The organism is Ruegeria sp. ANG-R (assembly GCF_000813985.1).
Taxonomy (GTDB): Bacteria; Pseudomonadota; Alphaproteobacteria; order Rhodobacterales; family Rhodobacteraceae; genus Ruegeria.
On record NZ_JWLJ01000002.1, the window covers coordinates 114964 to 138583 of the forward strand.

Annotated in this window: 16 protein-coding genes; 5 read left to right on the forward strand and 11 right to left on the reverse strand. The window is 56.1% G+C overall.

The features are described 5' to 3' along the window. From RA27_RS09220 to RA27_RS09235, 4 genes are read right to left on the reverse strand one after another with little or no spacing between them, the layout of a single operon-like run. On the reverse strand, positions 1–1209 hold the full coding sequence (locus tag RA27_RS09220; RefSeq protein ID WP_039537542.1) for a carbohydrate ABC transporter permease: 1209 nt from the start codon (positions 1207–1209) through the stop codon (positions 1–3). Then, a complete protein-coding gene (locus RA27_RS09225) occupies positions 1209–2441 on the reverse strand; it encodes a sugar ABC transporter permease (RefSeq protein ID WP_039537545.1) in 1233 nt (410 codons plus the stop codon). Before RA27_RS09225 ends, RA27_RS09220 begins: the two co-directional genes overlap by 1 nt. 57 nt (positions 2442–2498) lie before the next feature. Beyond that, complete coding sequence (locus RA27_RS09230; protein WP_039537549.1) at positions 2499–3854, reverse strand: extracellular solute-binding protein; 1356 nt, start codon at positions 3852–3854, stop codon at positions 2499–2501. Next, a complete protein-coding gene (locus RA27_RS09235) occupies positions 3851–5011 on the reverse strand; it encodes a substrate-binding domain-containing protein (RefSeq protein WP_082025083.1) in 1161 nt (386 codons plus the stop codon). The genes RA27_RS09230 and RA27_RS09235 overlap by 4 nt, the downstream gene beginning before the upstream one ends. Positions 5012–5805: 794 nt before the next feature. Between RA27_RS09235 and RA27_RS23125 the strand changes: the two genes are divergently transcribed. Next, on the forward strand, positions 5806–6069 hold the full coding sequence (locus RA27_RS23125) for a hypothetical protein (RefSeq protein ID WP_052265240.1): 264 nt from the start codon (positions 5806–5808) through the stop codon (positions 6067–6069). 113 nt (positions 6070–6182) lie between these two features. Here the strand turns inward: RA27_RS23125 and RA27_RS09245 are convergent, their stop codons facing one another. After that, complete coding sequence (locus RA27_RS09245; protein WP_039537552.1) at positions 6183–7289, reverse strand: ParB N-terminal domain-containing protein; 1107 nt, start codon at positions 7287–7289, stop codon at positions 6183–6185. Next, complete coding sequence (locus tag RA27_RS09250) at positions 7286–8593, reverse strand: AAA family ATPase (protein ID WP_039537554.1); 1308 nt, start codon at positions 8591–8593, stop codon at positions 7286–7288. The genes RA27_RS09245 and RA27_RS09250 overlap by 4 nt, the downstream gene beginning before the upstream one ends. A 469-nt stretch (positions 8594–9062) precedes the next feature. Between RA27_RS09250 and RA27_RS09255 the strand changes: the two genes are divergently transcribed. From RA27_RS09255 to RA27_RS09270, 4 genes are all read left to right on the forward strand, one after another. Continuing rightward, entirely contained in the window at positions 9063–9746 is a 684-nt protein-coding gene (locus RA27_RS09255; protein ID WP_039537557.1) for a DnaA N-terminal domain-containing protein, read from the forward strand. Positions 9747–9893: 147 nt separating this feature from the next. After that, a complete protein-coding gene (locus tag RA27_RS09260) occupies positions 9894–11642 on the forward strand; it encodes an ABC transporter ATP-binding protein (protein WP_039538134.1) in 1749 nt (582 codons plus the stop codon). Beyond that, the gene (locus RA27_RS09265; protein WP_082025086.1) at positions 11605–12561 is read left to right on the forward strand and encodes a glycosyltransferase; all 957 of its coding nucleotides are present in this window, start codon (positions 11605–11607) and stop codon (positions 12559–12561) included. The genes RA27_RS09260 and RA27_RS09265 overlap by 38 nt, the downstream gene beginning before the upstream one ends. Before the next feature lie 165 nt (positions 12562–12726). Beyond that, complete coding sequence (locus RA27_RS09270) at positions 12727–14028, forward strand: glycosyltransferase family 4 protein (protein ID WP_193746493.1); 1302 nt, start codon at positions 12727–12729, stop codon at positions 14026–14028. Between the two features lie 111 nt (positions 14029–14139). Here RA27_RS09270 and RA27_RS23130 read toward each other — a convergent pair whose 3' ends face one another. From RA27_RS23130 to RA27_RS09295, 5 genes are all read right to left on the reverse strand, one after another. Continuing rightward, complete coding sequence (locus RA27_RS23130) at positions 14140–15189, reverse strand: glycosyltransferase (protein ID WP_052265241.1); 1050 nt, start codon at positions 15187–15189, stop codon at positions 14140–14142. 285 nt (positions 15190–15474) lie between these two features. Further along, positions 15475–16506: a hypothetical protein gene (locus tag RA27_RS09280; protein WP_152610677.1), complete on the reverse strand. Its 1032-nt coding sequence runs from the start codon at positions 16504–16506 to the stop codon at positions 15475–15477. Positions 16507–16620: 114 nt separating this feature from the next. After that, a complete protein-coding gene (locus RA27_RS09285) occupies positions 16621–18006 on the reverse strand; it encodes an MBOAT family O-acyltransferase (RefSeq protein ID WP_039537563.1) in 1386 nt (461 codons plus the stop codon). 153 nt (positions 18007–18159) lie between these two features. Next, complete coding sequence (locus tag RA27_RS09290) at positions 18160–18903, reverse strand: 4'-phosphopantetheinyl transferase superfamily protein (RefSeq protein ID WP_052265242.1); 744 nt, start codon at positions 18901–18903, stop codon at positions 18160–18162. Then, positions 18900–23618, reverse strand: a complete 4719-nt coding sequence (locus RA27_RS09295; RefSeq protein ID WP_039537566.1) for a MupA/Atu3671 family FMN-dependent luciferase-like monooxygenase — start codon at positions 23616–23618, stop codon at positions 18900–18902. Before RA27_RS09295 ends, RA27_RS09290 begins: the two co-directional genes overlap by 4 nt. Positions 23619–23620 lie beyond the last annotated feature (2 nt).

Here is a 23620-nt window from a genome sequence, read left to right on the forward strand (position 1 = left end):
TCATCCTTTGACGGACCCCGCAGTCAGGCCCTTGGTCATGAATCGTTCAAGCCCCAAAAACAGCGCCATGATCGGGACGGTCGCGATCACCGCACCGGCCATCAGGTGCTGTCGGGGGATTTCCGAGGAGTTCAGCATCGTGACGCCTCGGGTCAGGGTAAATTTCGACGGGTCGTCCAGCAGCATGAAGGCAAGCAGGAACTCGTTCCAGGCAATCATGAAGACATAGAGCGACACCGACGCCAGCGCCGGCAGGCTGAGCGGCAGTGTGATCTTCCAGATCACTGCCAGCCGCGACAGGCCGTCCATCAGACCGGCCTCTTCCACCTCAGTCGGCAGACCGCGGAAATAGCCTTGCAGCATGTAAAGCGCGACGGGGATCGTCGTGACCGGGTAGATCATGACGATGCCGAGGATGGAATTGCGCAACCCGGTCAGCGAGAAGGCTATATAGATCGGCAGCGCCAGAACGATCATTGGCACCATGTAGATCAGCAGGATCGAGCGCGAGAACGCTTTTTGCCCTTTGAACCGGAACCGTGCCACGGCATAGGCACCCGGTACGCTGAATAGCAACGTGATGAACACCGTCAGAACCGAAACGTAAAACGAGGTCCAAAGATAGGTGCCGAAGTTGAAATCGCGGAACAGTTCGGAATAGCTGCGGAACAGTTCGGTGCCTTGGGACAGATCGACCGAGAAATCCAGCGGGTTCTGCAACAAGGCTTGCTGCGATTTCAGGCTGGTCATCACCATCACATAGAACGGGATGATCACGATCGCGGTAAAGAAGATATAGCCGAAGCCGGTACAGAAGCGGATCACCGCCTCTTCATATTCGTGGCGGGTGAGTTCACCGAACGGCGTCTCTTTCAGAATTGCAGCCATGGAAAGGTGCATCACACCTGTCATCGCGACCACCGTGACCACTGCCGCCTGCAGGGATGTGCCAGAGCCGATCAGAACCGGCCCAAACCCGGTCAGGCAGGACAGACCCAACAGCACCGAAATGCCAAAGCGGGCTGGTGCGTGCGGCAGCGGAAAGCGGACATAGACCAGACCGGCTGCGGCTCCCCAGATCAGGCATAGCAGAACCTGCGGCCGGAACGCCGCCCCGGTCGAGAATGACATGGTAATGGCAACAGTTGTGGCGATCACCACCAGCCAAAGCGCGCCCAGTAGCGGGCCGGCAATATAACCTTTGCGCATCACAAACCCTCCTCTCGGCTGATGAAACGGAAGAAGACGAAGCTGAACGCTATCAAGCAGAGCAGGATTACGACGGCTACAGCCGCGCCTGCCCCGATGTTTGAAATTGCAAAGGCCTGTTCATAGACGTTCACGGTCAGCGTGCGGGTGCCCGCGTTGCCGCCGGTCAGCAGGAAGATGTCGTCGAACTTGTTGAACGTCCAAATGAAACGCAGCAGGAACAGAACCGAAAGGATGCCCAGCAATTGCGGGATACTCAGAAGCCAGAACTTCTGGAACGGGGAAGCTCCGTCCATATCCGCCGCCTCATACATGCTGGAATCGATGGATTGCATCCGGGCCAGAATGAACAGGAAGGACAGCGGGAAGTATCGCCATATCTCGAACACGGTTACCATGATCAGCGCCAGAGGGCGTTCCCCGAAGAAATTGATCGGCTCACTGCTCAGGCCCATCTGTACCAACAATGCGTTGGCCGAGCCCGAGAACGGATCGAACAGAGTGACCCAAGTGAAGGCCACGGCGATGACTGGGGCCACATAGGGGAACAGATAGAGGCCCCTAATGAACCCCTGCCCCTTGAAGCTTTTATTCAGCAATAAGGCCGCAAACAGGCCCATCACCAAGGCCCCGATGGTGCCGACAACCGTATAGAACAGCGTGACCCATAGCACGCCCCAGAACTCGTCCCCATCAAAAACACGGGCGTAGTTTTCCAGACTGAATTCAAGATTGGTCAGGACGCTGGGTCCGCTACCGGTCACGCCGGGCTCTGACCCTTCGATCAGGTCTTCGAACGTGTCCGAGTCTCCGTCTATGGTGACCGATATGCGGATGCGTTCGCGCTGACCGCCCTCCAGAGTGCCAAAATCGCAGAACAGGTTTTGCCCGTCCAGAACGCAGGGGCTTGTCACCTCGCGCGCTGTCACGCCGTCTGGCAGAACATCGGTCAGGGTGACGCCGACAACGGCGATGTCCTGACTTGAGTTGCGGACGCGGTATTCAATCCGCAGATCGTTGCCCGATCCGCGCAGGCTTTCACGCACCACAGGTGCAGGCGGACGAAGGTCAGACAGGGTGAAGGGCTTGAAGCTGATCCAGAAGATCGCCAGCAAGGGCAGGATCACCACAAGCGATACACTGATCACTGTCGGAGCCAGCAGCGTCCAGGCCAGACGCGCCTCGCGTTTGGCTAGCGCCCCGGTTCCGGTCGGTGGGGTGGCCGAAGTCATGGGATACCTCGAAGGGTTGGGTGCAGCGGCACACAGGCCGCTGCAGATGTCACAAGGTTACTGAACCTTGGCGAGCTCTTCGTTCATGGCCGCAACGGCGGCAGCGGCTTCGATCTCATCGTCGATATATTGACGTACGACCCGGTTGATGGCCTGGCTGTTGATCATTTTGGACGCCAAAGCCAACTGACCCTCGGCGACGCCCCAGCGCTGTGCCACATCCAGACCGCCAACGATTTCGTCGATCATCGCCTGATCATACAGTTCACCCAGCGGGGCTTTACGGTCCACACCAACGGGTAGCTCTGCCCATGCTTCCGAGAAAGCGGTTGGGTTGTCAGCGTTACCGCGACGAACCGGGAACTTGCCCTCGGGCGCGATGGCCAGCGTTTGAGCATAGCCCTCGTCCATGGCAAATTTCACGAACTCCATTGCCGCGTCGGTGTCGGCATCATTGGTGATCCCGAAATACCGGACATCGCCCCACGCGGCACCATCCGGGTTGGACGGGCCCGAGAAGTTGGTGACGATACCAGTCTTCGAGGCCAGATCGCGCGAGGTTGGGTCATCGTTGATGGTTGGCGGGGCGCTGTCGCGCAAACCGGCCAACTCGTCCAGGATGAAGGGCGACCAGATGATCATCGCGGCTTTGCCATCGAAATAGAGCTCGCGCGATTGCTTCCAGAACAGCTCACCCGGAGGGGACGCTTTCGAGATCGCTTTGTAGAAATCCAGAACCTCGATGGTCTTGGCCTCGTCGAGCGGCTGGAACCCATCCGCACCAACAGGGGTGACGCCATTGGCGAGGAAGACATGCTCAAGCACCTGGCTCATGAAGTTTTCGTCAACCTTGGTGGCGGCAACAAACCCGTACATTTCGGGCGGGTTGTGCAGTTTATCCAGGGCGGCAAGCACGTTTGCATAGGAGTTTGGGGCCTCGAGCCCGGCCTCGTCGAACAGGTCCTTGCGATAGACGACCATCTGGGTCCAGCCATCAACCGGCACCGACGCGGTTTCACCATTGAACGCCGCCATACCTAGCGCGCCGGGGGCGAAAGTGTTGGTACCCAGCTCTTCGATCACTTCGGTCGCGGCTTCGGTGTCCAGAATACCAGCCTCGGCCCATGGCAGAGCGTATTGCAGCGGGTGATAAACAACATCCGGCAAATCTCCGGCGGCAAAAGCGGCTGTGGCGCGGGTGCCCAGATCGGTTTCGGTCACTGGGATCACCTCAACCGTTGTGCCGGTTTCAGCCTTAAACTGATCAGCCATTTCTTGCTGCTTGGCGAGCCGTTCGGGCTGTTCTTCTGTGGTCCAGAAACGGATCGTATCCGCCTGTGCCGACACCGCAGTCAATATCAGCGCAAGCGATGTCCCAAGCGTTATTCGCGATGCTGCAGGTGCAAGTTTCATAGTCGGTTTCCTCCCCGGTTATGATCAGTCAAAAGTTGGATTTTTTTGGCCAGTTGCTCAGATGTCAGCCGTGGAGGCCCATCGGATTCGCGTGCAATCAGCTCAGCCTCGCTCAGCTCCCGCAGGCCTGCGGGTGCTTCACCGCGTGTTTGCTGGATCAACATGGTCGCAAGGCGCTCACCGGCACGCTGAGAGTCGACGCTGAATGTGGTCAGCCCGGGGCTGACATATTGGCACTCGGGTATGCCGTCATATCCCAGGATTGAAACATCGCGCCCGATATGAAGTCCCAGTTCGGTGCAGACCGGATAACACCCCAGCGCGGCCAGATCAGTTGCAAATACGATCGCAGTTGGCGGGCGTTTCAGTCTCAAAAGCGCACGTGCCTCAATGGCGCCCTCCTCGCGGGTGCGGGCACCTTCCCGGATCAGCTTGGGATCGGCAGGCAATGCGGCGGCTTCAAGACCTTCGAGATATCCATCTCTGCGCAGATGACTGTAGTTAAATTTCGGATCACTGCCCACAAACCCGATGCGCGTGTGCCCAAAACTGACGAGACGACCAACCGCTTTACGGATTGCGGTTTCGCCGGAAATATCGAACCAGGATGTATCATCCTGCGTTTGCGCTTGCCCGTATCCGGTGCGACCATAAAGGATAAAAGGAACTTTAAGCTCCCTGAGGTATTTGACGCGCACGTCGTTAACCTCGGTTCGGGGTAGGATAAACCCATCGGCCTTACGTTCTTCGACAAGCCGGCCCAGGACTTCGAGCATGTCTTTCTCGGACTTTGCGGTAGAGATCGTCATTGTCCAGTCCAGTGCGCTCGCCGCCTCGCATGCGCCTGCCAGAAAGTCCTGAAGAAATGGGTTGTGGCGGTCCGGTTCTTCGCTGTTGATCACCATAGCAATGGCGCGCACCCGCCCGGTTCGGATGGCCTGCGCATGGCTGAGCGGGCGATATCCCATCTTCCGCGCGGTGGCTTCAACTCTCTTTCTCGTGGATTCAGAAATATCTGAATATCCGTTCAGAGCACGAGACACCGTGCTCTTAGAAAGACCGAGGTGATCAGCCAATTCATCCAGCTTCACCCTTCCAGATGCAGGGCGGTTTCTGAAAGGTGATTGACGTTTCAACAAACTGGGATTCGTTATCATTCCTCTATTTGGTTTTCCGAAACCGGTTTCGGCAACAAAAAATCTTGTTGAGCTTCCACAATTGAACTGGTCCACGAACATTTAGGAAGGCGTCGACAGAGAATTATAAACAGGTAACTAGGGCACGAAGTGGTCATTGTCCCCTACCCTGCATCGCGGCCACCAATCCCGGTCGAAAGAAGCCTGTCCTCTCGGATCGGGCCCAGGTCATCTTTTTCACCAAAAACAAGACATTCGAATTGCAGTACCAGAGCCCCTTCATTGGGGGCAACGCCATAGCGCGAGATAGCTAAGGGACGCTTCTCATCTACTTCATACCCAATTGATGAAATATTAGGATGTTAACTAACATTACAATTTTGCGCCAAAAAATAGGTGCCAAATGGTTTTCTTGCGCATTATAAGAAGGTTATGAGCATAATAACCGCAATCGTAGGGTTTCTCCATAAACATGATAGGCGGTACTTATCATGTCTAATTGATTGGGCTTCGAAAATAAGCGCGGAATGGGACCCATACCCCGCCTGCCCCCCTATACGGCTATCCCATCCCCCCGCAACATCCGCAAGAAACCGCTATGCACATACCCGGATTGCCGAGATCCTGCGCTGCTGATGCTAAGTGATGCCTGCTGCGGCAGGCGCGGCTTCGAGATTCCCATACTGATGCGTAAGGATATGTCTTTGAAAAAAACGACGAGACTGGCGTGGTCTGGCTATCTCTGCTGGAAGCCAAGACCAGTCAGAAAGAGAGCCCTCCGCTTGGAGTTCAACAGCTGCGCGGCCTAGGCGCTGGTGCATTGGACAGAGGTTGGCGATATCAGCAATGGCGCCCTGTTCCTCCCTGTCCCCGGGGCCCAGCGGCACAGACGCCTGTCGTCGGATGTCATGGTACAGGCCTTCAAACGCCGATTGAAACTAGCTGATCTACCCGAAGGGTACCGCCGCCACATGGTCCACGCCCGGGCTTTGCTGACCCGGGCCGCATTGGACGGCGCCCCGATTCAGGCCGCCATGCGTCTGTCCTTGCGCCGCTCCATGTTTCAGGCGCAGAAATAATGTGATGACGTCGACATCGCGGATAACCCAACGATAGAGCTGCTGGGGTGAACGGAAACACGGCGCCGAAATCGTTCAGCGCCGTGCATCAGTTGCATCTTACCCGATCTGTCTTACCCGTGGGTAAGATCGTCCTCTTCCCGCAGGTCTTCAATCAATGCAGCAACCGCGCGCTCCAGTTTCGCCCGATCGACCCGTGTAAAATCAAGATCATAACGAAGCTCAATTCGACCACTAGAAGCTGAGCACTTGGCTATACCCGCCCTGCCCCTCACCTGGAATGTAGTCTTGGCGCGGCGCGGTTTGCCAACTGCTTCAGCTTTCGGTTTCGCCGCAGACGCATTCTCCTGAGTCAGAAATCCACGAAGGATTGCAACCTCGCGCGCGCTGTCACGACTTGGCTCGGCCATAAGGGCCGTACTGACCTGACGGATTAATCCCGGATCAGCATCAAGTTTGCGCTTGAGATCAACGCCCACGTTTCGAGGAATTTCATTCGGGTGCATAAGGACTTTATCCAGCATAGCAAGCAGACTGGCAAAGGCCCGTATATAGCTGCGTTTGGTGTAGCTTGCGGATTTGAACAAAGCTGACACAGCCTTGTCGACGTCCGGGCAATCGTTCAACGGGTCCTCAGCATATGCGCGGGCGAGAGCGCCCATTTCAGCAAATGAAATGTCTTTGCGGATCAGGTTTTCATCGACCATGCGCCGATAACTGTCGTCCAACTCTGCAGCATCAGAAACGCCCGCTGGAATTGTCGCAAATCGTGCGTCACCAGTCTCGGCATGTAGTGCGCGAAATGCCGATAATCTGCGCATTCCTTGGATCAACTCATACTGTCCGTCGGCTCGTCGCTCGACCCGTATGGGGTTCGATAAACCCACATCCTGAATGGAAGCTTTCAGTTCATCCAGCTCGGGATCAGGACCAGGCTTACGGTCGCGCCTCAATCGTTCGGTGACAACATCAGACAGCGCAATCTGTTCGGTAACATAGCCTTCCGAGCGCAGTCGCACAAGCTCATGGGCCAGCCGATCATTTTCGACCCGGATCGCATCTTCGGTGGATTGCTGGTCTCGTAGTGCATTGGCGTTCTCAGAAATTGCGGCGGCCATAGGTCCGCGTCGCTTCTCCAGAACTTTATCCGGAACCTTGCCAACCGGGATATCTTCCATCGCTGGCATGTCGATATCGAACATTCTGCGTTTGCGGCTCATGCGTCATCCTCCAGCTTGTCCCAGGCCGATAGCATGACGCCCCGGAATTCCTCATAAACATTGTCAAAAGTCGAACGCGCGCGACGCCAGGTTTCCCGCGTCATCTCACGATAGTCCATCTCATAGACCGAGCTCAGGAAACGGCCGGATTGCTCAACCGCGCGCGTCATTTCAACCGGGTGCTCGGCAAGGTGTTCGCCAAACACCTTGCGGAACGCATCATACATCGCTGTGTGCAGAGCATTGCCAGGCTCGTAGCGTGTCAGCAGAAACCGAACCTCACAGAAGGTTTTTGGCAAACCGATCTTACCCGTGGGTAATGTTTTGTCGAAACCGTAGGCCAGGTCTTCCAGCGCCTCGGCCAACTGACCGATGAAAGAGGTTGTTGAATCATACTCCCAGTATCCTGGCCCCGACGGGATATAAAGCATGTCGGCGGCAAACACCGCATTCATGGATTGATAACCGATGGCCGGCGGACAATCGAACAAGATCAGGTCATAGGCATCATCAGGTATCTGATCCAGATAACGGGAAACCGCCGCGAAGAACGACCATTCGGGATTCAGGTGTCGATACTGCGCCGAAGCAAATTCCACGAAGGCCGCATTGGCGCAGGACGGGATCGCGTCGATTGTCGACCAAGAGGTCTTCTTGATGAAGTCCGATATGCGCAGCTCACCAAGCCCCATGTCGGTGATCGAGGGCGGCAACTCGCGACGGGGAAGGGCGGTTCCGGATTCTGCGGCAGCAGGGCGATCATTCATACGCGCCGTCTCGCGTATCAGGTCACGCGCCATGATGCCCCAGACTGTATAGTCCTCGGCAACGTCGGTCAGACCCATCGAATGGCTAAGCGTGGCCTGTGGGTCGAAATCCACCACAAGGACACGATAGCCATCCAGAGCCGCCGCATGAGCAAGGTGCAATGCAACGGTCGACTTACCGGCCCCGCCTTTAAAGTTGGCAACTGCGGCCCGAACCGCGCGCTTGCCTGCAGGGCGCGAGGGTGTAAGCGCTTTGCGATTGACCTTGAGCCGGCGCCGCAATTCGTTGACTTCCTCAAGACTGAACCAACGCTGGCGTCCATCCGGCTCCACCTCGCCACCGGGTAACGACGGGTCGGCGGCCAGCTTCCCCCTGAAGGTCGACTGGTTCACCTTAAAGATCAGCTCAGACACCTCCCAACTTGAAAACCGCCGCAGGGTCTTCTCCATTTCAGGACTAAAGGTCTGCTGGCGAATCCATCCCTGAAGTTTAAGGGACTGGGTACGCAATGCGTTCAGGTCTTCGTGCGTGTACATGCCTCAATTCTCATTTGTTGGACGCTATTTTTCTCGTTATTAGTATTTACGCCCGATTTGCGCTTTTGGCAAAAGAAATTATTGTAAGGTTACCGCCTTACCCACGGGTAAGAAAATAAGGGCTTACACAGCATGAACCGATTCGGAGAGCCGAAATGATTCGCCAGCGCTGGGATCACGCTGTGGAACAAGATTTAGGGGGACGCTTTGGCCTACCTAACGGGATATAGGGGGACATAATAGACCCATAGGGGGGTCATTCAGGATGTCCCCCATCACCATAACTTCACCCATTTCTTTTTATTTTTGATGATGAAGCAGCCGCCGCAACGACCTCAATCTCAACGACCTCTTGACAGAATCGAATGATTGGACGCTAATCAGGGCACAATCAGGAAAAGCGTTGGGAAACGACGCATTCAAAGCGGGATCAACCCGCATGAGGCTGAAAAGAGCGGTGAGGACACCAATGCAGGTTGCGAAACCGGTCGGTCGAAATGCGCCGGCGCTGAAGTATGATATTTTGTCGGCACTGGCTGTTCACGCCTTGTCGGGCGACAAACATCGTCATCGCAGCATTCTTCGCATCATAACGTTGATCACCACCCGGTATAATTGGCGCTCCAATGAACTGTCGATCGGTCGGGAAGAAATTGCACGGCTGTGGTCCGTGAATGAACGTACGGTCAAGCGCGAGATGGCGAAATTGCGCAGCGCGGGTTGGATTACGGTGAAACGACCGGCTGCGCGGGGACGGGTCGCGGTGTATGAGCTCGACCTCAAGCAGATCATGTTGGACACTGCTGATATCTGGCCGGTGATTGGCGCTGATTTTCAGGATCGTATGCAGCAGGAGCCGGCACAGGACACCAATGTCGTTCCCTTCCAGACCAAGCCCGCGATCCCGCCACCTCAGGGCGAGGATGTCTGGGCACAGGTTCAATCGCTTCTGCATGGTCGAGATCCCGAGCTCTGGTCCAGTTGGTTCCAGCATCTGAACGAGGCCGAGAGGGCGGGGGGTCAGGCGACCCTGATCGCGCCTTCCCGTTTTATGGCAGACTATATCGCGCAGAAGTGGTCGGGGCGGGTGCTGGCGGCTTATGCGCGTGTCGACCCGTCAGTTCGGGTGTTGCGCATCGAAGCGGCGGAGTAAGGCAAGATCCGGTGCGGGCTTGCTCTATAGGGAGGGGGCGACTATCTAGCGGGGACGGTTTAGGAGCGGGTCAGAACCGGCCTGTCTCAACCCTGATCACAGTGGACATGTGCATTGCAAAAGATCAAATCAAAATTTGCGGCAGTATTGAGTGACTCCGTCCTGTGGCGGCTGCTGGCCGAGAATATGCGGGAACAAATGGTACCCTATATCATTGCGATAATCGCAATGGTGTTTGTGGCTGCGACCACCGCCGGTATCGCCTTTATAATGCGCGACGTTGTGGACTCGCTGTTCGACAGTGAGAATTCGGCGAAGATTCTGGGCGTTTCAATGGCCGTGTTTTCAATTTTCTTGGTCAAAGGCGTGGCAACGTATGTGCAAATCGTGGCTTTGACACGCGCCGGGAACCGGATTGTCTCGAAACAGCAGATCAAGCTGTATGATAAGCTTTTGCGTCAGGGCGTATCATTCTTCAATTTGACCGAAAGCTCGGACTTGTTGCTGAAAGTAACGCAAACCGCCCAGGCCGCGCGCACGGTCATCGAAATCATGGTCACTACCGCCGTGCGTGACATGCTCACGTTGATTGGGTTGCTGGCCGTGATGTTCTATCAACAACCGATCCTGTCCCTGTTTACTCTGATCGTTGGTCCTTTGGCAGTTCTGGGGGTCCGGAAACTTCTCCGTAAAGTCCGAGAGATGGCAGATATGGAACTGCAGGGGATGGGCGCGATCATGAAGGTCATACAGGAGACTTCGGCCGGCATTCGTGTCGTTAAGACCTTCGGGTTGGAAGAGCGCATGGCAAACCAGATGAATTCGGCCGTGAAAAGTGTCGAGAAGCGCCGTAACAAGCTTGCCAGATTACAAGCCGCAACAAGCCCACTGACCGATATTCTGGCGGGCTTTGCAATTGCATCCGTCATCGGGTTGAGTGCAGGCAAGCTGTTTGGCGCGGCTGCTTCAACACCGGGTGAACTGATGTCGTTCGTCACCGCTGTGATGATGGCTTATGAGCCCGCGAAGCGGCTGACAAAGGTGCGGGTCAAGATGGAATTGGGTCTGCGTCGGGTAAAAATGCTGTTCACGATGCTGGACGAACCTGAAACCTTGCCGGAGGATGCCAATCCCAAAGCGTTGCCCGATGGACCTAGAGAGGTCGCGTTCAACGACGTGACGTTCGGCTACCGTCGTCGCGATCCAATTCTGAAGAATCTCTCCCTTACATTCGAGGCGGGCAAAACCACTGCGTTGGTTGGCCTGTCCGGCGGAGGCAAATCAACCATACTGAACTTGGCATTGCGCCTATATGATCCGACCAGCGGTTCGGTTTCGATTGATGGGCAGGATATCAAGTTTGCATCCTTTAAATCGCTGCGAAAAAACATGTCCTTTGTGGGGCAGGAGACGTTCCTGTTTTCATCCTCCATCGCCGACAATATCCGATTTGGTCGTGAAGGCGCCTCGCAGGAGGAGGTGATTGAAGCGGCGAAAGCCGCAAATGCATATGATTTCATCATGACGCTGGAGCAGGGCTTTGACACCATGGTCGGCGAAAACGGTGCCTTTCTGTCCGGCGGTCAGAAACAGCGCCTTGCAATTGCGCGTGCGCTGCTGCGCGACAGCCCGATCCTGCTGCTGGACGAACCGACCAGTGCGCTGGATTCGAAGTCCGAACACCTGGTGCAGGAGGCGCTGAGCCGTCTGACCGAAGGACGCACGACCATCATCGTGGCACACAGGCTGTCGACGATCATGCACGCGGATAAGATCGTAGTGATCGAGAGCGGCGAGGTTCTGGAACAGGGCAACGCCACGCAGTTGCTGAAAAAACCGGGCCCGTTCAAAACTCTGTATGACCATCAGTATTCCAACGCGATCAAAGCGGAATGATCCCGGCGTGACCCATCAGCCCGATACCGCACCTGCGCCCTCGGCCCTGAGTGCGTCCGTTATCATTCCAACTTATCAGAGCTGGAAGCAGTTACAGGTGTGTCTTGACGGGTTGGCCAGTCAGACGCTGAGCGCGGATCGGTTCGAGATACTTGCGGTCAACAATGACCCGTCCGATCCCGTGCCTGAGGGCTTTTGCCTGCCCGCGAATGCGCGGATACTGAGCGAGGCAAAGCCTGGCTCTTACGCGGCCCGAAACCGGGGCATCGAGCAGGCTGCGGCAGATTTGCTGTTCTTCACCGATTCCGATTGCCAGCCCGACCCGCACTATCTGGAGGCGGGGCTGAAGATCGCACAGGAGCACCCCACGGTTGGCCGCTTTGGCGGAAATGTTGTGCTGATACCGAATGGCCAGAACTGGACGACCACCGAGCTCTATGATGTTCATCTGGGATTGGAGCAGAAGAAGTGGGTGGAGCGTGGACGCGCGGTTACAGCCAACCTGATTGCGCGCCGCAGCATTATGGATCGGATCGGCCGGTTCAATGATACGGTGCTGTCCGGCGGCGACATGGAATGGAATGATCGCGCGCAAGCGGCGGGCGAGCCTATTATATTTGCTGAACGTGCGATTGTTCGCCATCCGGCACGCGGTAGTTTGGCTGACCACATCACCAAGGCCCGCCGCATCGAAGGCGCCCGACTGCGCCGCAACGCAAGACGGGGGTTCGTGAACTACATCCCGCCTGTGCAGAAACTGATCCCATCGTTCAAGACGCTGAAAAATCTCCTCAGGAACTCCAAACTGACAACAGGGCAGGCGTTCGGAGTTTGGGGCGTGCACTATGTGATCCGCGTAGCGAAGATCACGGAGACCATTCGCCTTCTCTGGCTACGGCGACCAGATCAGCGAAAATAGGGCGGCCACGGCGCAACCCGCGAGGGGCTGGCTTCGCGATTTTTGATTCTTCCGCATCTCTGTGAATGCTGCTCGACAGATCAGTTTTCCCGGCGAGGTCTTTGACGCTTTTTCGGTTTCAGAGGCTGTGTTACCCCAAGGTGTAACCACACAGAGGAAAGTCATATGTCGCAGATTCGGCAGAACCCTGCTCGGGTGACAAGCCCCCGCGTTCTTCTGATCGCTGAGGCCGCAAACCCTGAGTGGGTTAGTGTTCCGCTTGTTGGTTGGTCTCTTTGCCATGCGCTTAAGGAAGTGGCGGATGTGCACCTTGTGACGCATATTCGAAATCGCGACGCCATTTTGCGGGCGGGATACACGGAGGGAGAGGATTTCACCATTATCGACTCCGAAGCCGTGGCAAAGCCCATGTATCAGCTGGCGCAGGTACTGCGTATGGGGCGCGGCAAGGGCTGGACGATGAATACGGCCATAAACGCGCTAAGCTATCCCTATTTCGAACATCTTGTCTGGAAACGTTTCGGCCCGGAGATTCGGGCAGGTGGGTATGATATCGTTCACCGGGTCACCCCGCTGACACCGACCACGGTGTCACCTATCGCAGCAAAATGTGAAGCTGCCGACGTGCCATTTGTTGTCGGACCAATAAATGGAGGCGTACCCTGGCCAAAAGGGTTTGACGCCGAGCGCCGCCGAGAACGCGAATGGCTGTCTTATGTCCGCAGTGCCTACAAAGCGATGCCGGGGCGACGCCGGATGCTGAGCGCCACGTCAGCTTTCATCGCCGGCTCGAAGCATACAGCAAGTGAAATTCCCGAGAAACATCAGGACAGAGTTCACTACATTCCCGAGAACGCCATCGACACAACTCGATTCAACCGCGTTGCCCGGCAAAACCTCGACGGTCCGTTGCGTGCAGTCTTCATTGGGCGTCTCGTGCCATACAAGGGTCTAGATATGGGTGTCGAGGCCGCCCGAGAGCATCTCGCCAGCGGCGCGATGCGGCTTGATGTGATCGGAGATGGCCCCATGCGCGCAACAATCGAAGAGCAGGTCCGGAAAGACGGGCTTGCCGAGACGGTCACATTTCATGGCAAAGTCCCGCATGAAGTGGTGCAAGATATCGCGGTACAGTCCAATATCCTGCTGTTCCCTTCGATCCGGGAGTTTGGCGGTGGGGTAGTGCTGGAAGCCATGTCCTTGGGTCTCGTGCCGATGATTGTCGACTACGCGGGACCGTCAGAGTTGGTAACGCCAGAGACGGGCTTTGCTGTGCCCATCGCTCCTAAAGCTGCCATTGTTAGTACACTAAGGCAAACTCTGGACAGCATTGTTGCAGATCGCAGCGTTTTGTCAGATATGGCCGTAAAGGCGCGACAGCGCGTTTCCGACGAATTCACTTGGCCGGTGAAAGCCCGCAAAGTCGTTGCCATCTATGACAGTATCCTTGCGGACCGGACCTCCTGATCGCTTGAGCGGTTCGGGCACAGATCCAAGCGGTTTTCTAAACGCTGTTTAATACATCAGTTGAATGACGACTGCTGTTCGTAGATTGTGCCGGGGCAGCCAAGTTTGTTCTCAGGTGGAAAGCCTCGCATCAATCTGTTGCCAGGCTGACAACAAGGTACTGCGCATGGTGTCGGGGCTATAGCGGTCGGAGATGGTTTTCGCTGCGTTGGCGCGGAGTTGATCAAGGCGAGCGGGGTCGCTGTCATACTCGGTGACAATGCCTTCCAGGGCCTTCGCGAACCCCACGATATCGCTGTCCAGAACCGGGAATCCGGTATCGGGCTGGAAATACTCTTCGCCCCCGACACCTGTATATCCAACTACGAGGCACCCGGCGGCCATCGCCTCGGCAGGGGGTAATCCAAAGCCTTCCCGATAAGAGAAAGAAAGAAAGATCAGGCTTTCATTGAAGATGTTATCCAACTCCTCTGGCGAGACATTCTCAATCTTTCGAAAGTTCCACCCTTCCAGGGCTGGATTCTCGCGCAAACAACCTAACAGGGTGGTAATTTCTTTGGGCCGCTTTCGCGGCATGTAAGCAATTTGGCGTTTTTTGGAAGCCTTTGAGTCCAACCCCGGACGCGTCACGGATTGAGAAACCAAGAAACTATCAAGGCCTGTAAACTGAGCGACAGCGGATTGGGCAGCTGCCGAAGTGGTTATAGTTGCCTCAAAATCATCAAGAGCATTGGTACCGTTTTTCAGATCGCGTTGTAGTGCGAAGCAGAATCCGTAGACATCCTGAACAAATAGTATCTTTCTGTTCTGCGGAAACAGAGCGCTGTATTCAGGGTACAAATACTCGGGGAGTAACAGGACGTCGCTTGGGCGTAATGTCAAAAGTGGATTTGGGCCGGTTTCGCGCCGGGAAAGAAGACCTTTGAGATGAGCTTTGAGACGCGCCCGGCGCCCTAAAAACTGATAGGTGACTTTGGAAAGCGGCGGATAGTAGTAAGGGAGCTGTGTACTTTTGAAGAATGGATAAACATAGTCACTGGCAGCGTTGAGCGCGGCGGCCTCGTATCCCGCTTCGCGCAGCAGGTTCACCAACTGCAGTGACACATTGTTTCCACCAACCGGTCGCGTTACATCCGGTTGCACAAAAAAGTATCTCGGCATTACGCTTCCTGACCTTCTGTTCAGACAAATTCATATCCGATCCACATGGCCCGCGCGGCTTGCGACCCTGAAAGTCGGCACACCTGACCGCAGCTTGTCATAGGTGTCTTTGCACCGGGCGCTGTCTTTGTCAATTTCGGTTTCGTTTTGAATGTCATGGCTGGATGACGCCCGGGATTCCGATGTTTTTCAAGTGAGAAAACCGGCGCTGCATTGAGGCTTCCAACCTCAACATCATGTGGTTATGACCGTGTGTCAAAATACCCGAATACAAGGCCATGCGAGTCATGTGCACCGATCTCCGGTGTTCAGAAACTCCGCGAGGCTTCTTGCCACGAGATCGTGCCCTGCGGCATCAAGATGCGTATAGTCGTACGGAATATAATAAGGGTGAGTGTATGGTGGATGCTCGGCCCGAGCTGCACGAAAAGCCTCGGTCAAGTCGAGGTAAGGGAGGTCGAAGTCGGCAGCGATCTGGCCCAAACGCTTTGGTGCATCCACGCTGAGCCGTGACTTGGGTACAAATTTGACATTGTCGGCCAAACGCTCGCTCAGCATAAAGCGAGAAGGGAGGAAACCGACAATCACGCATATGTCGTTGCGCTTGGCCAGCCGGTTCAGCTTTGCCAGTTCCAACTCGAAGTTCTCCCACATGCGCTGCGAATAGCCTGCGGGCAAATCCGGTTGTTGCCAGCCATAAGCGAGGAGGGGGCTGAGGGGGTCATTGGGGTCAGCGCGATGGGTGAGAAGGCCCAATGCGTACTTCAGGCTTTCCACACTGCCATTGAGAACCTTCCACAGTGCGCTTCCGCGAATGGTGGCAGAGAGTTGGTCCTTCAGGGTCTGCGGTCGGGCTGCCTGCCGCCGCGTCGCCTCAACGACCTGTGGAATGCCCAAACCGGGTTTTCCTCTTCGAAACTCGGTGAAGCCGATCATGTTGCTGGTGACAAGTAATATGACGGTCTGAGGGGGCGGAGTGGACCAAAGTTCCTCCAACCCCGAGCTGATCTGGCGCAGATCACCGCCGCGCTGACCCGCATTCGCCGTGGCGCTTTCGCCTTCGAGGTAGGCGGGTAGCCGCAGCGGCCAGGTTTCTTCCGCAGCAACACCTGTTCCGAATGTGGTAGAATCCCCAAGTCCCAGAATGGTCGGTGGCTCGGGCGGAGCATTGCCAGGTCGCAGACGCCAGCCGGTGTCGGAAAAGATGACAGGATGACCACCTGTCCGACGGGCATCGTAAACAAGGTCTGCCATCTGTGGGCGCAACAGGCGCAACCCCGCTTCCAGCCCAAGAACGATCGCAACCAGACCGAGCAACAATCCCGTCTGCGTTCGCAAGAAACGCAGTACCGCTTGGCTTAATGCGCGTGGGCCACTTAGTTCTGCACTTTGGTCAGGAGAGTTTTTGGGGCGAGAAACCATGTGCAGACCCTAGAACTGGAAATAGATGAATTCAACGTTGGACGCCCCACTGTAGATCATCGGAAAGATGAGGCAGGTAGCCAGTGCAGCGAGAAAGGCCAGACGAGGTGACGCACGGAAGCGGGCGACCCAAACCTTGCGCAGCCCTAACAGCTCCACCACGATCAGGACCGCCAATATGGCAACGGGCCAGCCCAGCGAAAACTCATATCCCGGTGCCATGACAGCGATCCGATGCATGATTGTTTTGGCTTGTTCAAGGTCTGCAGCGCGGAACAGAATCCATGAAAAGCAAATCAGATGAAAGGTAACAAACCATTGTAGCAGCCTAAGTGATATGGAGTTGGCACGTCTGTGCGCGATACCGAGCATGCGCTCAAGTGACAGGATTGAGCCGAGAAAAATGCCCCATGCAAGCCAATTCAGACCGGCGCCGTGCCATAAACCGCCAAGCGACATGGTAATCATCAAGTTGATGTAAGTGCGTGCACTTCCCCGTTTGCTTCCGCCAAGCGAGATATACAGATAATCTCTTAGCCACGTGGACAGTGAGATGTGCCAGCGTCGCCAAAACTCACCCATAGATAGCGATAGGTATGGCGAGTCGAAGTTTTTTGGCAGCTTCACGCCCAGCATCAGCGCAGAGCCGATCGCGATATCGGTATAGCCTGAAAAATCGAAGTAAATCTGTGCGGCAAACGCATAAGTCGCGCTGAGGAGGGCTAGTCCGGACATGGCATCGACGTTGCCATAGGCTTCATTGACAATGGGTGCCATGGAATCCGCCAACAACACTTTCTTGCAAAGCCCCCATACGACCAGAGCGATGCCGGCCCGCAACAAAACCGGATCAAGTCTGTGCGCTTTGTGGATCTGCGGCACAAGTACGTCTGCACGTACAATCGGTCCGGCCACGAGCTGTGGAAAAAACGATACATAGAGCGCCACATCAATTGGATCTTCAAACGCACGTATCTTTCCGCGATACACATCAATCGTGTAGCTCATGGTTTGAAAAGTGTAGAAGCTGATCCCTAGTGGCAGGATCAGATCCAATGCTGGCCAGGGTGTTACACCGGTTATTTCCGCGATGGTGCTCGAGAAAAAATCGGCATATTTGAAGAGTCCCAGCAAGCCAAGATTGAACGTCAAGGACACCCAGAGGGCAAGCTTGCGGCGTATATCCCCGGGTGGTGAGCGCGAGATTGTGCGGGCGCACAAATAATCGACCGCTGTGGAGGCCACCAGAAGCAGCGACAGTTCAACATCCCAGTACCAGTAGAAGACATAGCTTGCCAGCAGCAGGAAATAGCGACGCCAGCGAAGGGGTAACCCATAGTGCAGCGTTACGACAACAAACAGAAAAACCAGGAAAATCGTTGAGTTAAATAGCAAATCGTATGCCTTTAGGTCAGAAGTTGCCGTCTGCCAGGCAAGAGTGGCACAGCTTTGGGGCTCCTGTGTGGTCGCATTCCAATTTTTGATAAAGCGAACATCTTGGGTGCGAGCTGGCGCCGAATTTGATTACGGATGACGACCTTGATGCGTTTAATTATTCTTGACGAGTCTTGGTGCACCATCGGTGCCGCCCTCCATAATAGATTGTATCTGGGCCAGTGCTGAAACGCCTTGTCTGATCGGGCACGCAACGATTGAAACCACTAACGTTTCGAAGACCTCACAGAACACCTGTTGCGGTTTTAGCCGGATTTCAGGTCCGCGCGCTGTTGCGACGAAACCCTGCCTGTTTTGCGCTAAACTGACATCCTGAAAGGAAAGAAACGTTTCCGTCAGCGGATATTGTGCCTTGTAGACGGCCTCTTTCGCAGAGAACATTTGCTTTGCAATATCACCACGGGAGTTTTTTGGTTGTGCGGCCAGCCAACGCAGTTCTTCGCTGGTCAGGACGGTCTCCCAAATCGTCGGGTCAAGAGGTGTGGTCTCCTCAATATCGACCCCTATGGATAGGTTCCGATTGATGTTAGCGACAAGTGCAACAGCGGCGTGATTGCAGTGTGAAATGGAACCTGTAAGCCCAGCGGGCCATATGGGTGCACGGTCCGGTCCCATGGATATGGCGGCTGGTTGCAGACCAAGATCAATCATGGCGGCGCGCGCCGCTTCGCGGCCGACGGTGAATTCGTTTCTACGCTTCCTGGTCATACGTTCAGCGGCAACCTCCTCCTCGGGCCAAAGTGGCTGAGTAGGATATCGCGGATCACCTACACCGATCCCTACCGTGTCGCCGACTAGTCGGCGCAAAACCCGGTTCAGTTCGGTTAGGTCGATCATCGGCCGGGCTGCCGCGCGCGTCGCGCGCGCATCTCCCTGCGACGGGCCATCGCATCGGCCCTGGCGTTGCCTGTGCCGGGTTCCGGAGCGGCGTTTTCTGTATTTATTGGTGCTGGTTCCGCAGGTGCCGGGTTGGATGTCGGCATCGCTGTACCAGCACCGCCCAACTTGTCGTGTACTGACGTTGCGAGGTCACTCAACACGGGAAAACGGAAGATATCGGTTATCGACAGTTTCGGCACCGCCAGTCTGGTTCGGATTTCCCGGTGCGCCTGCACCGCCAACAAGGAGTGACCGCCCAGATCAAAGAAATTGTCTCGCGGAGATATGTCGCCAACCCCAAGGGTCTCGGTCCAAATCGCTGCAAGACTTGCTGTGATTTCGTCAAGATTGATTGTTGCAGGTTTATCCCCGGCTTGCACATTGGTTTCAGTGGGCTGTGTGCGGGCGGGTGTCTTTGGAGCCACCGTGCGGGCCGGTGCGGGCAGTGCTTTGCGGTCCACTTTCTTGTTGGGCGTAAGCGGGAAGGATTCGAGCTGCACAAAACGCGCCGGGATCATATGCGCCGGCAGGTGTCCGGCGAGAGCGGTTCGGAGTGCTATCTCTTCCACCTCGGTGTCCGCCAGCAAGTACGCGACAAGCTGGTGCAGACCTGGCTGATCTTCGCGGACAACAACGACGGACTGGCGAATTCCTTCAAGTTGGTCGATGGCGGATTCAATCTCGCCCAGTTCAATCCGATAGCCGCGTAGCTTTACCTGAAAATCTGTGCGACCGATAAACTCGAGCGTGCCGTCCATCCGCCAACGTGCCAAATCTCCGGTGCGATAGAGGCGTGCGCCAGCGTGGTCTGCAAAGGGATCGGATACAAAGCGTTCGGCTGTCAGTTCTGGGCGATCCCAATATCCACGTGTGACACCTGCTCCGCCGATATGAAGCTCACCCGCGAGGCCGATAGGCTGCAGGGCCATATCTTCGTCCAGAATATAGACTTGCGTGTTGGCAATGGGCGTACCGATACGGACCAATCCCTCGTCTGGCTGCGCGATGTGGGTCGTAGACCAGATTGTGGTTTCGGTCGGCCCGTACATGTTTTGAATCCGGGCGCTCGTAAGCTTTGTCAGATCGCCCACCAGCGCGCCTGGTAGTGCTTCGCCTCCAACCATCAGATGTTTGACCGTATGCAGGGCTGCTCCAGCCTCGTCATTCATCACCAGCATCCTCGCCATCGAGGGCGTACATTGAAGATGCGTGACGTTATGCCGGGCGATTTGCGCTGCAATTGAATAGTCATCAGAGGCGGGATCAGTGCTTTCATTCGCTCGACGTACCACTTCTGCCAGCGGTTCCAGCCCCTGCAAGATCGTGTCCACGGCAATGCCATAGTCGATCAGGCAGGCGATCTCGGTAACACCGATGGCCTTGACCTGCGTGACACGATCCATCGCATCTTCGATCGTGCCGAAAAGGCCGCTATCGTTGAAATAACGCTCAAAGGCAAAATCAAGTATGCCTTCCAGTTCTTCTTCAGTGAGACTACCCAAATCGAGCTGAAAGGCGTTGTCGACGCCTTCGGGTTTCTTAAAGGCAGGGAAGGCCCAGGCATATTGCTTTATTAGTCCAGCGGCCGAGCGCAGGTAATCCTTCATCGGTTCGCGAGCGATCTCGCGTGCCTCGTCGCGGGTTGCCGCAAGGAAACTATGCAACATCAACGTCACTTTAAAGCGTGTTGGGTCGTGACCTGCCTCTCGCAATGCTGCGTGGTAGATCTTGATCTTGTCAGCCACTTCGCCAATCGACTGGCCCAGAAGGTGGGTCAGCACATGGCAACCGTTGCGTCCCGCTTCGCGCCATGTTTCGGGATTGCCAGCCGTGGTGACCCACAGATCAGGGGTCGGCGAGATTGGGCGTGGTTGGGTGATGACGGCGTGCATTTCGCCATCTTTGCGCGGAAACTCCACCGGCTCACCTGCCCAGAGCTTACGCAGATCGGCGATCTGGCGGAACATCGCGGGCTTGTTCTCGGGTGGCGTGTTTTCAGGCCTCAACACAAAATCATCAGGCTGCCAGCCACTGGCAATGGCCAGACCTGCGCGCCCATTTGTCAAGTTGTCGATCACCGCCCATTCCTCGGCGATACGAGCGGTGTGATGTAGTGGTGCCACGCAAGAGCCTGCGCGGACGCCGATGTTTTTGGTGCAGCCTGCGACCGCGGCACCGGTTACCGACGGGTTTGGGTAGGGGCCACCAAAGGCATGGAAATGACGCTCGGGTGTCCAGACCGCGCAGAACCCGTTTTGATCGGCAAACTTTGCCCCCTCCAACAGCGAACGGTATTTATCCCGGCCAACACCATCATCATTCCCCCAGTAGTAGAGACTGAACTCCATACCTCCGAGCGGCTTGCTTGTTGGTACGTCACCTGCGACCTGAGCGCGGCTTTCGTCACCAGACAGGACAATTTTGAATCCACGAGCCAACGTCCAAAACAATTCCAGAACGGAAATGTCGAAGCTGAGTGAGGTGACTGCGAACCAGACATCGCCTTCGCCATGATCAATCCGTTCATCCATGCCGACAAAGAAATTGATGACATTGCGATGTTCGACCATTACGCCTTTCGGTCGCCCGGTCGATCCGGATGTATAGATCACGTAAGCCAGATCAGCCCCGGTCACCCCGGTGTTTGGTACTGTATCGGGCTCGGCGCTCAAATCGCTGGCGACATCAAATATCTGGACATTGCCCTTTGTTAATGCGGTATCATTCTTGGCATCGGTGACTATGACTGCGGCTCGGCTGTCTTCAATGCACAGTGCCGTGCGCTCGGATGGATAGGTTGGGTCAATCGGTAGATAAGCACCGCCAGCCTTCATAATGGCCAAAGCTGCAATCACCAGTTCTGCAGAGCGTGGCAGATGCAGTCCGACAATGGTGCCAGAAGTCACACCCATAGCGATAAGCCTGTGGGCCATCCGATTTGAAGCAGCATCAAGTTCGGCGTAACTCAGGCTCTGGCCTTCGAAAGCGAGCGCTTCGGCTTCTGGGGTGCGTGCAACCTGCGCCTCGAACGCCTGATGTACGCAGAGTTCAGGGTCATAGGTGGTTGCGGTCCTGTTCCACTTGGAGACAAGCTTCTCGCGTTCACTTTCTGGCAGGATCGGAAGAGCTGAAGTCGTGTCGCTGTCATTCAAGTGTGTCAGAAGATGTGAAAGACGTGCTGCATAGAGGTCGAGCACAGCATCACTGATCCGGGATTTATCCCCGAAAAGTGTCGCCCTGCCCTGGGCGTCCATCGCAAGGGTGAGCACCGTATTGGGCACCAGCCCTGCTTCCGGATCGTTGGACAGACCAAGTTCCGGCAGGGCAGGCACATCGCCACCCGGCAGACGCGCGATGAGATCAACGACGAAGGGGCCACGATCTTGCGCTTCGGCGCAGGCATCTTGAAGGGCGTTGGTCATGGCCGCAAAACTGTCGCTTTGAATAAGCCGCACAGGCCGCCAATCAGTGATATAGGACGCACCCGGGCCCGATGGTGCCGGTACATGCAGGGCAAGATCGATGCTCCCGCTATCTGAGAGCCGTGTACCCAATAAGGCGAAGGCGGCGTGTACGCTGGCCGTGCCCACCCCGTCCGGAACGACAACGGGCCGCGCGATAGGCTGAGGCGCCCCTTGCGTCGCCGTGATCAGCGGCAGGTTGGGGGGGATGACCGCCTCCAGTATCCCTCGCCAAACAGGATCGCTTGCGGCAAGAGGTGCCAGTGCTGCGTCGAGCTCTTGCATGGCCTGCGCCGTCGGGCTGGGCAGGATTGCTCCGACGCGAGTGATATCCTGAGGTGGAACATGTTTGCCATTGCAATCTGTAATCTGTGTCAGAACCAGATCACCCGCACCAGTGGCTAACGACAACATCTCGCCATCGGCTGCGAGGACGGCACCAGGGGCGGCACCTGACGCGCCGGTGGCTATATGTGCAGCACGCGCCAGCCAAACCTGCCCGCCGGCCTCGAACTTCGGAATGCAGAGCGGGTTCCAGTAATCCCCGTGATCCAGTGCGCGTATCAGCCGCTCAAGCTCGACAGCAGGGCGCGTGAAGTCAAGTCGGGCGCCAGCCTGCGGCCGGGTATCCCGAGCGAAATAGCCGCGTTTCGAAAGCTCTTGCTTTTGCCGTTGAGGCTCTGGTTTGGCCAATTCAGCCACTACGGTGGGAAAGCTATCGATGGCAGCGGCATAGCATTTTGTGTTGAGCGTCAGAGCTGTGTCGCGCTCAGTTACTTCAAAGCGGGCGCTAGCTATTACATCGCCTTCGTCCACGCCGCCTTCGATGAGGTGCCAACTGATCCCGTGTTCAGTTTCGCCTGCTAAAGCGGCCCAAACCGGAACGTTGAGTCCGGCATATTCCGGCAAAGGCCCGTCGTGGAAATTCACGGCCCCCCTGTCAGGCATCTGCAGCAGCGCCTCGGGAATTATGTCCAGATTGGCAATTGAAAGCAGCCAGTCGAAACGTTCACCCCTTAGTTGGGTGTTCAGTCTGTCTGCGAGGCCCGGCCCCGGCGCGATCACGGGAAGCTTATGTTTCGTTGCCCAGAGGCGCACATCCTCATTTCGTGTGACGACGGCGCGGATGCTGTGATTGCCATCCAGAAGGATCTCTCCACACTGAATAACGAGGCTTTCGTTGCCCATAATGACGGAACTGAAATGAGACATGG

Excerpts from the sequence above, each read along its gene's own strand:
- RA27_RS09290 (WP_052265242.1), bottom strand. The coding sequence starts at position 18,903 with ATGATCGACCTAACCGAACTGAACCGGGTTTTGCGCCGACTAGTCGGC.
- RA27_RS23130 (WP_052265241.1), bottom strand. The coding sequence starts at position 15,189 with ATGCCGAGATACTTTTTTGTGCAACCGGATGTAACGCGACCGGTTGGT.
- RA27_RS09230 (WP_039537549.1), bottom strand. The coding sequence starts at position 3,854 with ATGAAACTTGCACCTGCAGCATCGCGAATAACGCTTGGGACATCGCTT.
- RA27_RS09295 (WP_039537566.1), bottom strand. The coding sequence starts at position 23,618 with ATGTCTCATTTCAGTTCCGTCATTATGGGCAACGAAAGCCTCGTTATT.
- RA27_RS09245 (WP_039537552.1), bottom strand. The coding sequence starts at position 7,289 with ATGAGCCGCAAACGCAGAATGTTCGATATCGACATGCCAGCGATGGAA.
- RA27_RS09250 (WP_039537554.1), bottom strand. The coding sequence starts at position 8,593 with ATGTACACGCACGAAGACCTGAACGCATTGCGTACCCAGTCCCTTAAA.
- RA27_RS09220 (WP_039537542.1), bottom strand. The coding sequence starts at position 1,209 with ATGCGCAAAGGTTATATTGCCGGCCCGCTACTGGGCGCGCTTTGGCTG.
- RA27_RS09255 (WP_039537557.1), top strand. The coding sequence starts at position 9,063 with ATGCAGGTTGCGAAACCGGTCGGTCGAAATGCGCCGGCGCTGAAGTAT.
- RA27_RS09265 (WP_082025086.1), top strand. The coding sequence starts at position 11,605 with ATGACCATCAGTATTCCAACGCGATCAAAGCGGAATGATCCCGGCGTG.
- RA27_RS09235 (WP_082025083.1), bottom strand. The coding sequence starts at position 5,011 with ATGATAACGAATCCCAGTTTGTTGAAACGTCAATCACCTTTCAGAAAC.
- RA27_RS09225 (WP_039537545.1), bottom strand. The coding sequence starts at position 2,441 with ATGACTTCGGCCACCCCACCGACCGGAACCGGGGCGCTAGCCAAACGC.
- RA27_RS09270 (WP_193746493.1), top strand. The coding sequence starts at position 12,727 with ATGTCGCAGATTCGGCAGAACCCTGCTCGGGTGACAAGCCCCCGCGTT.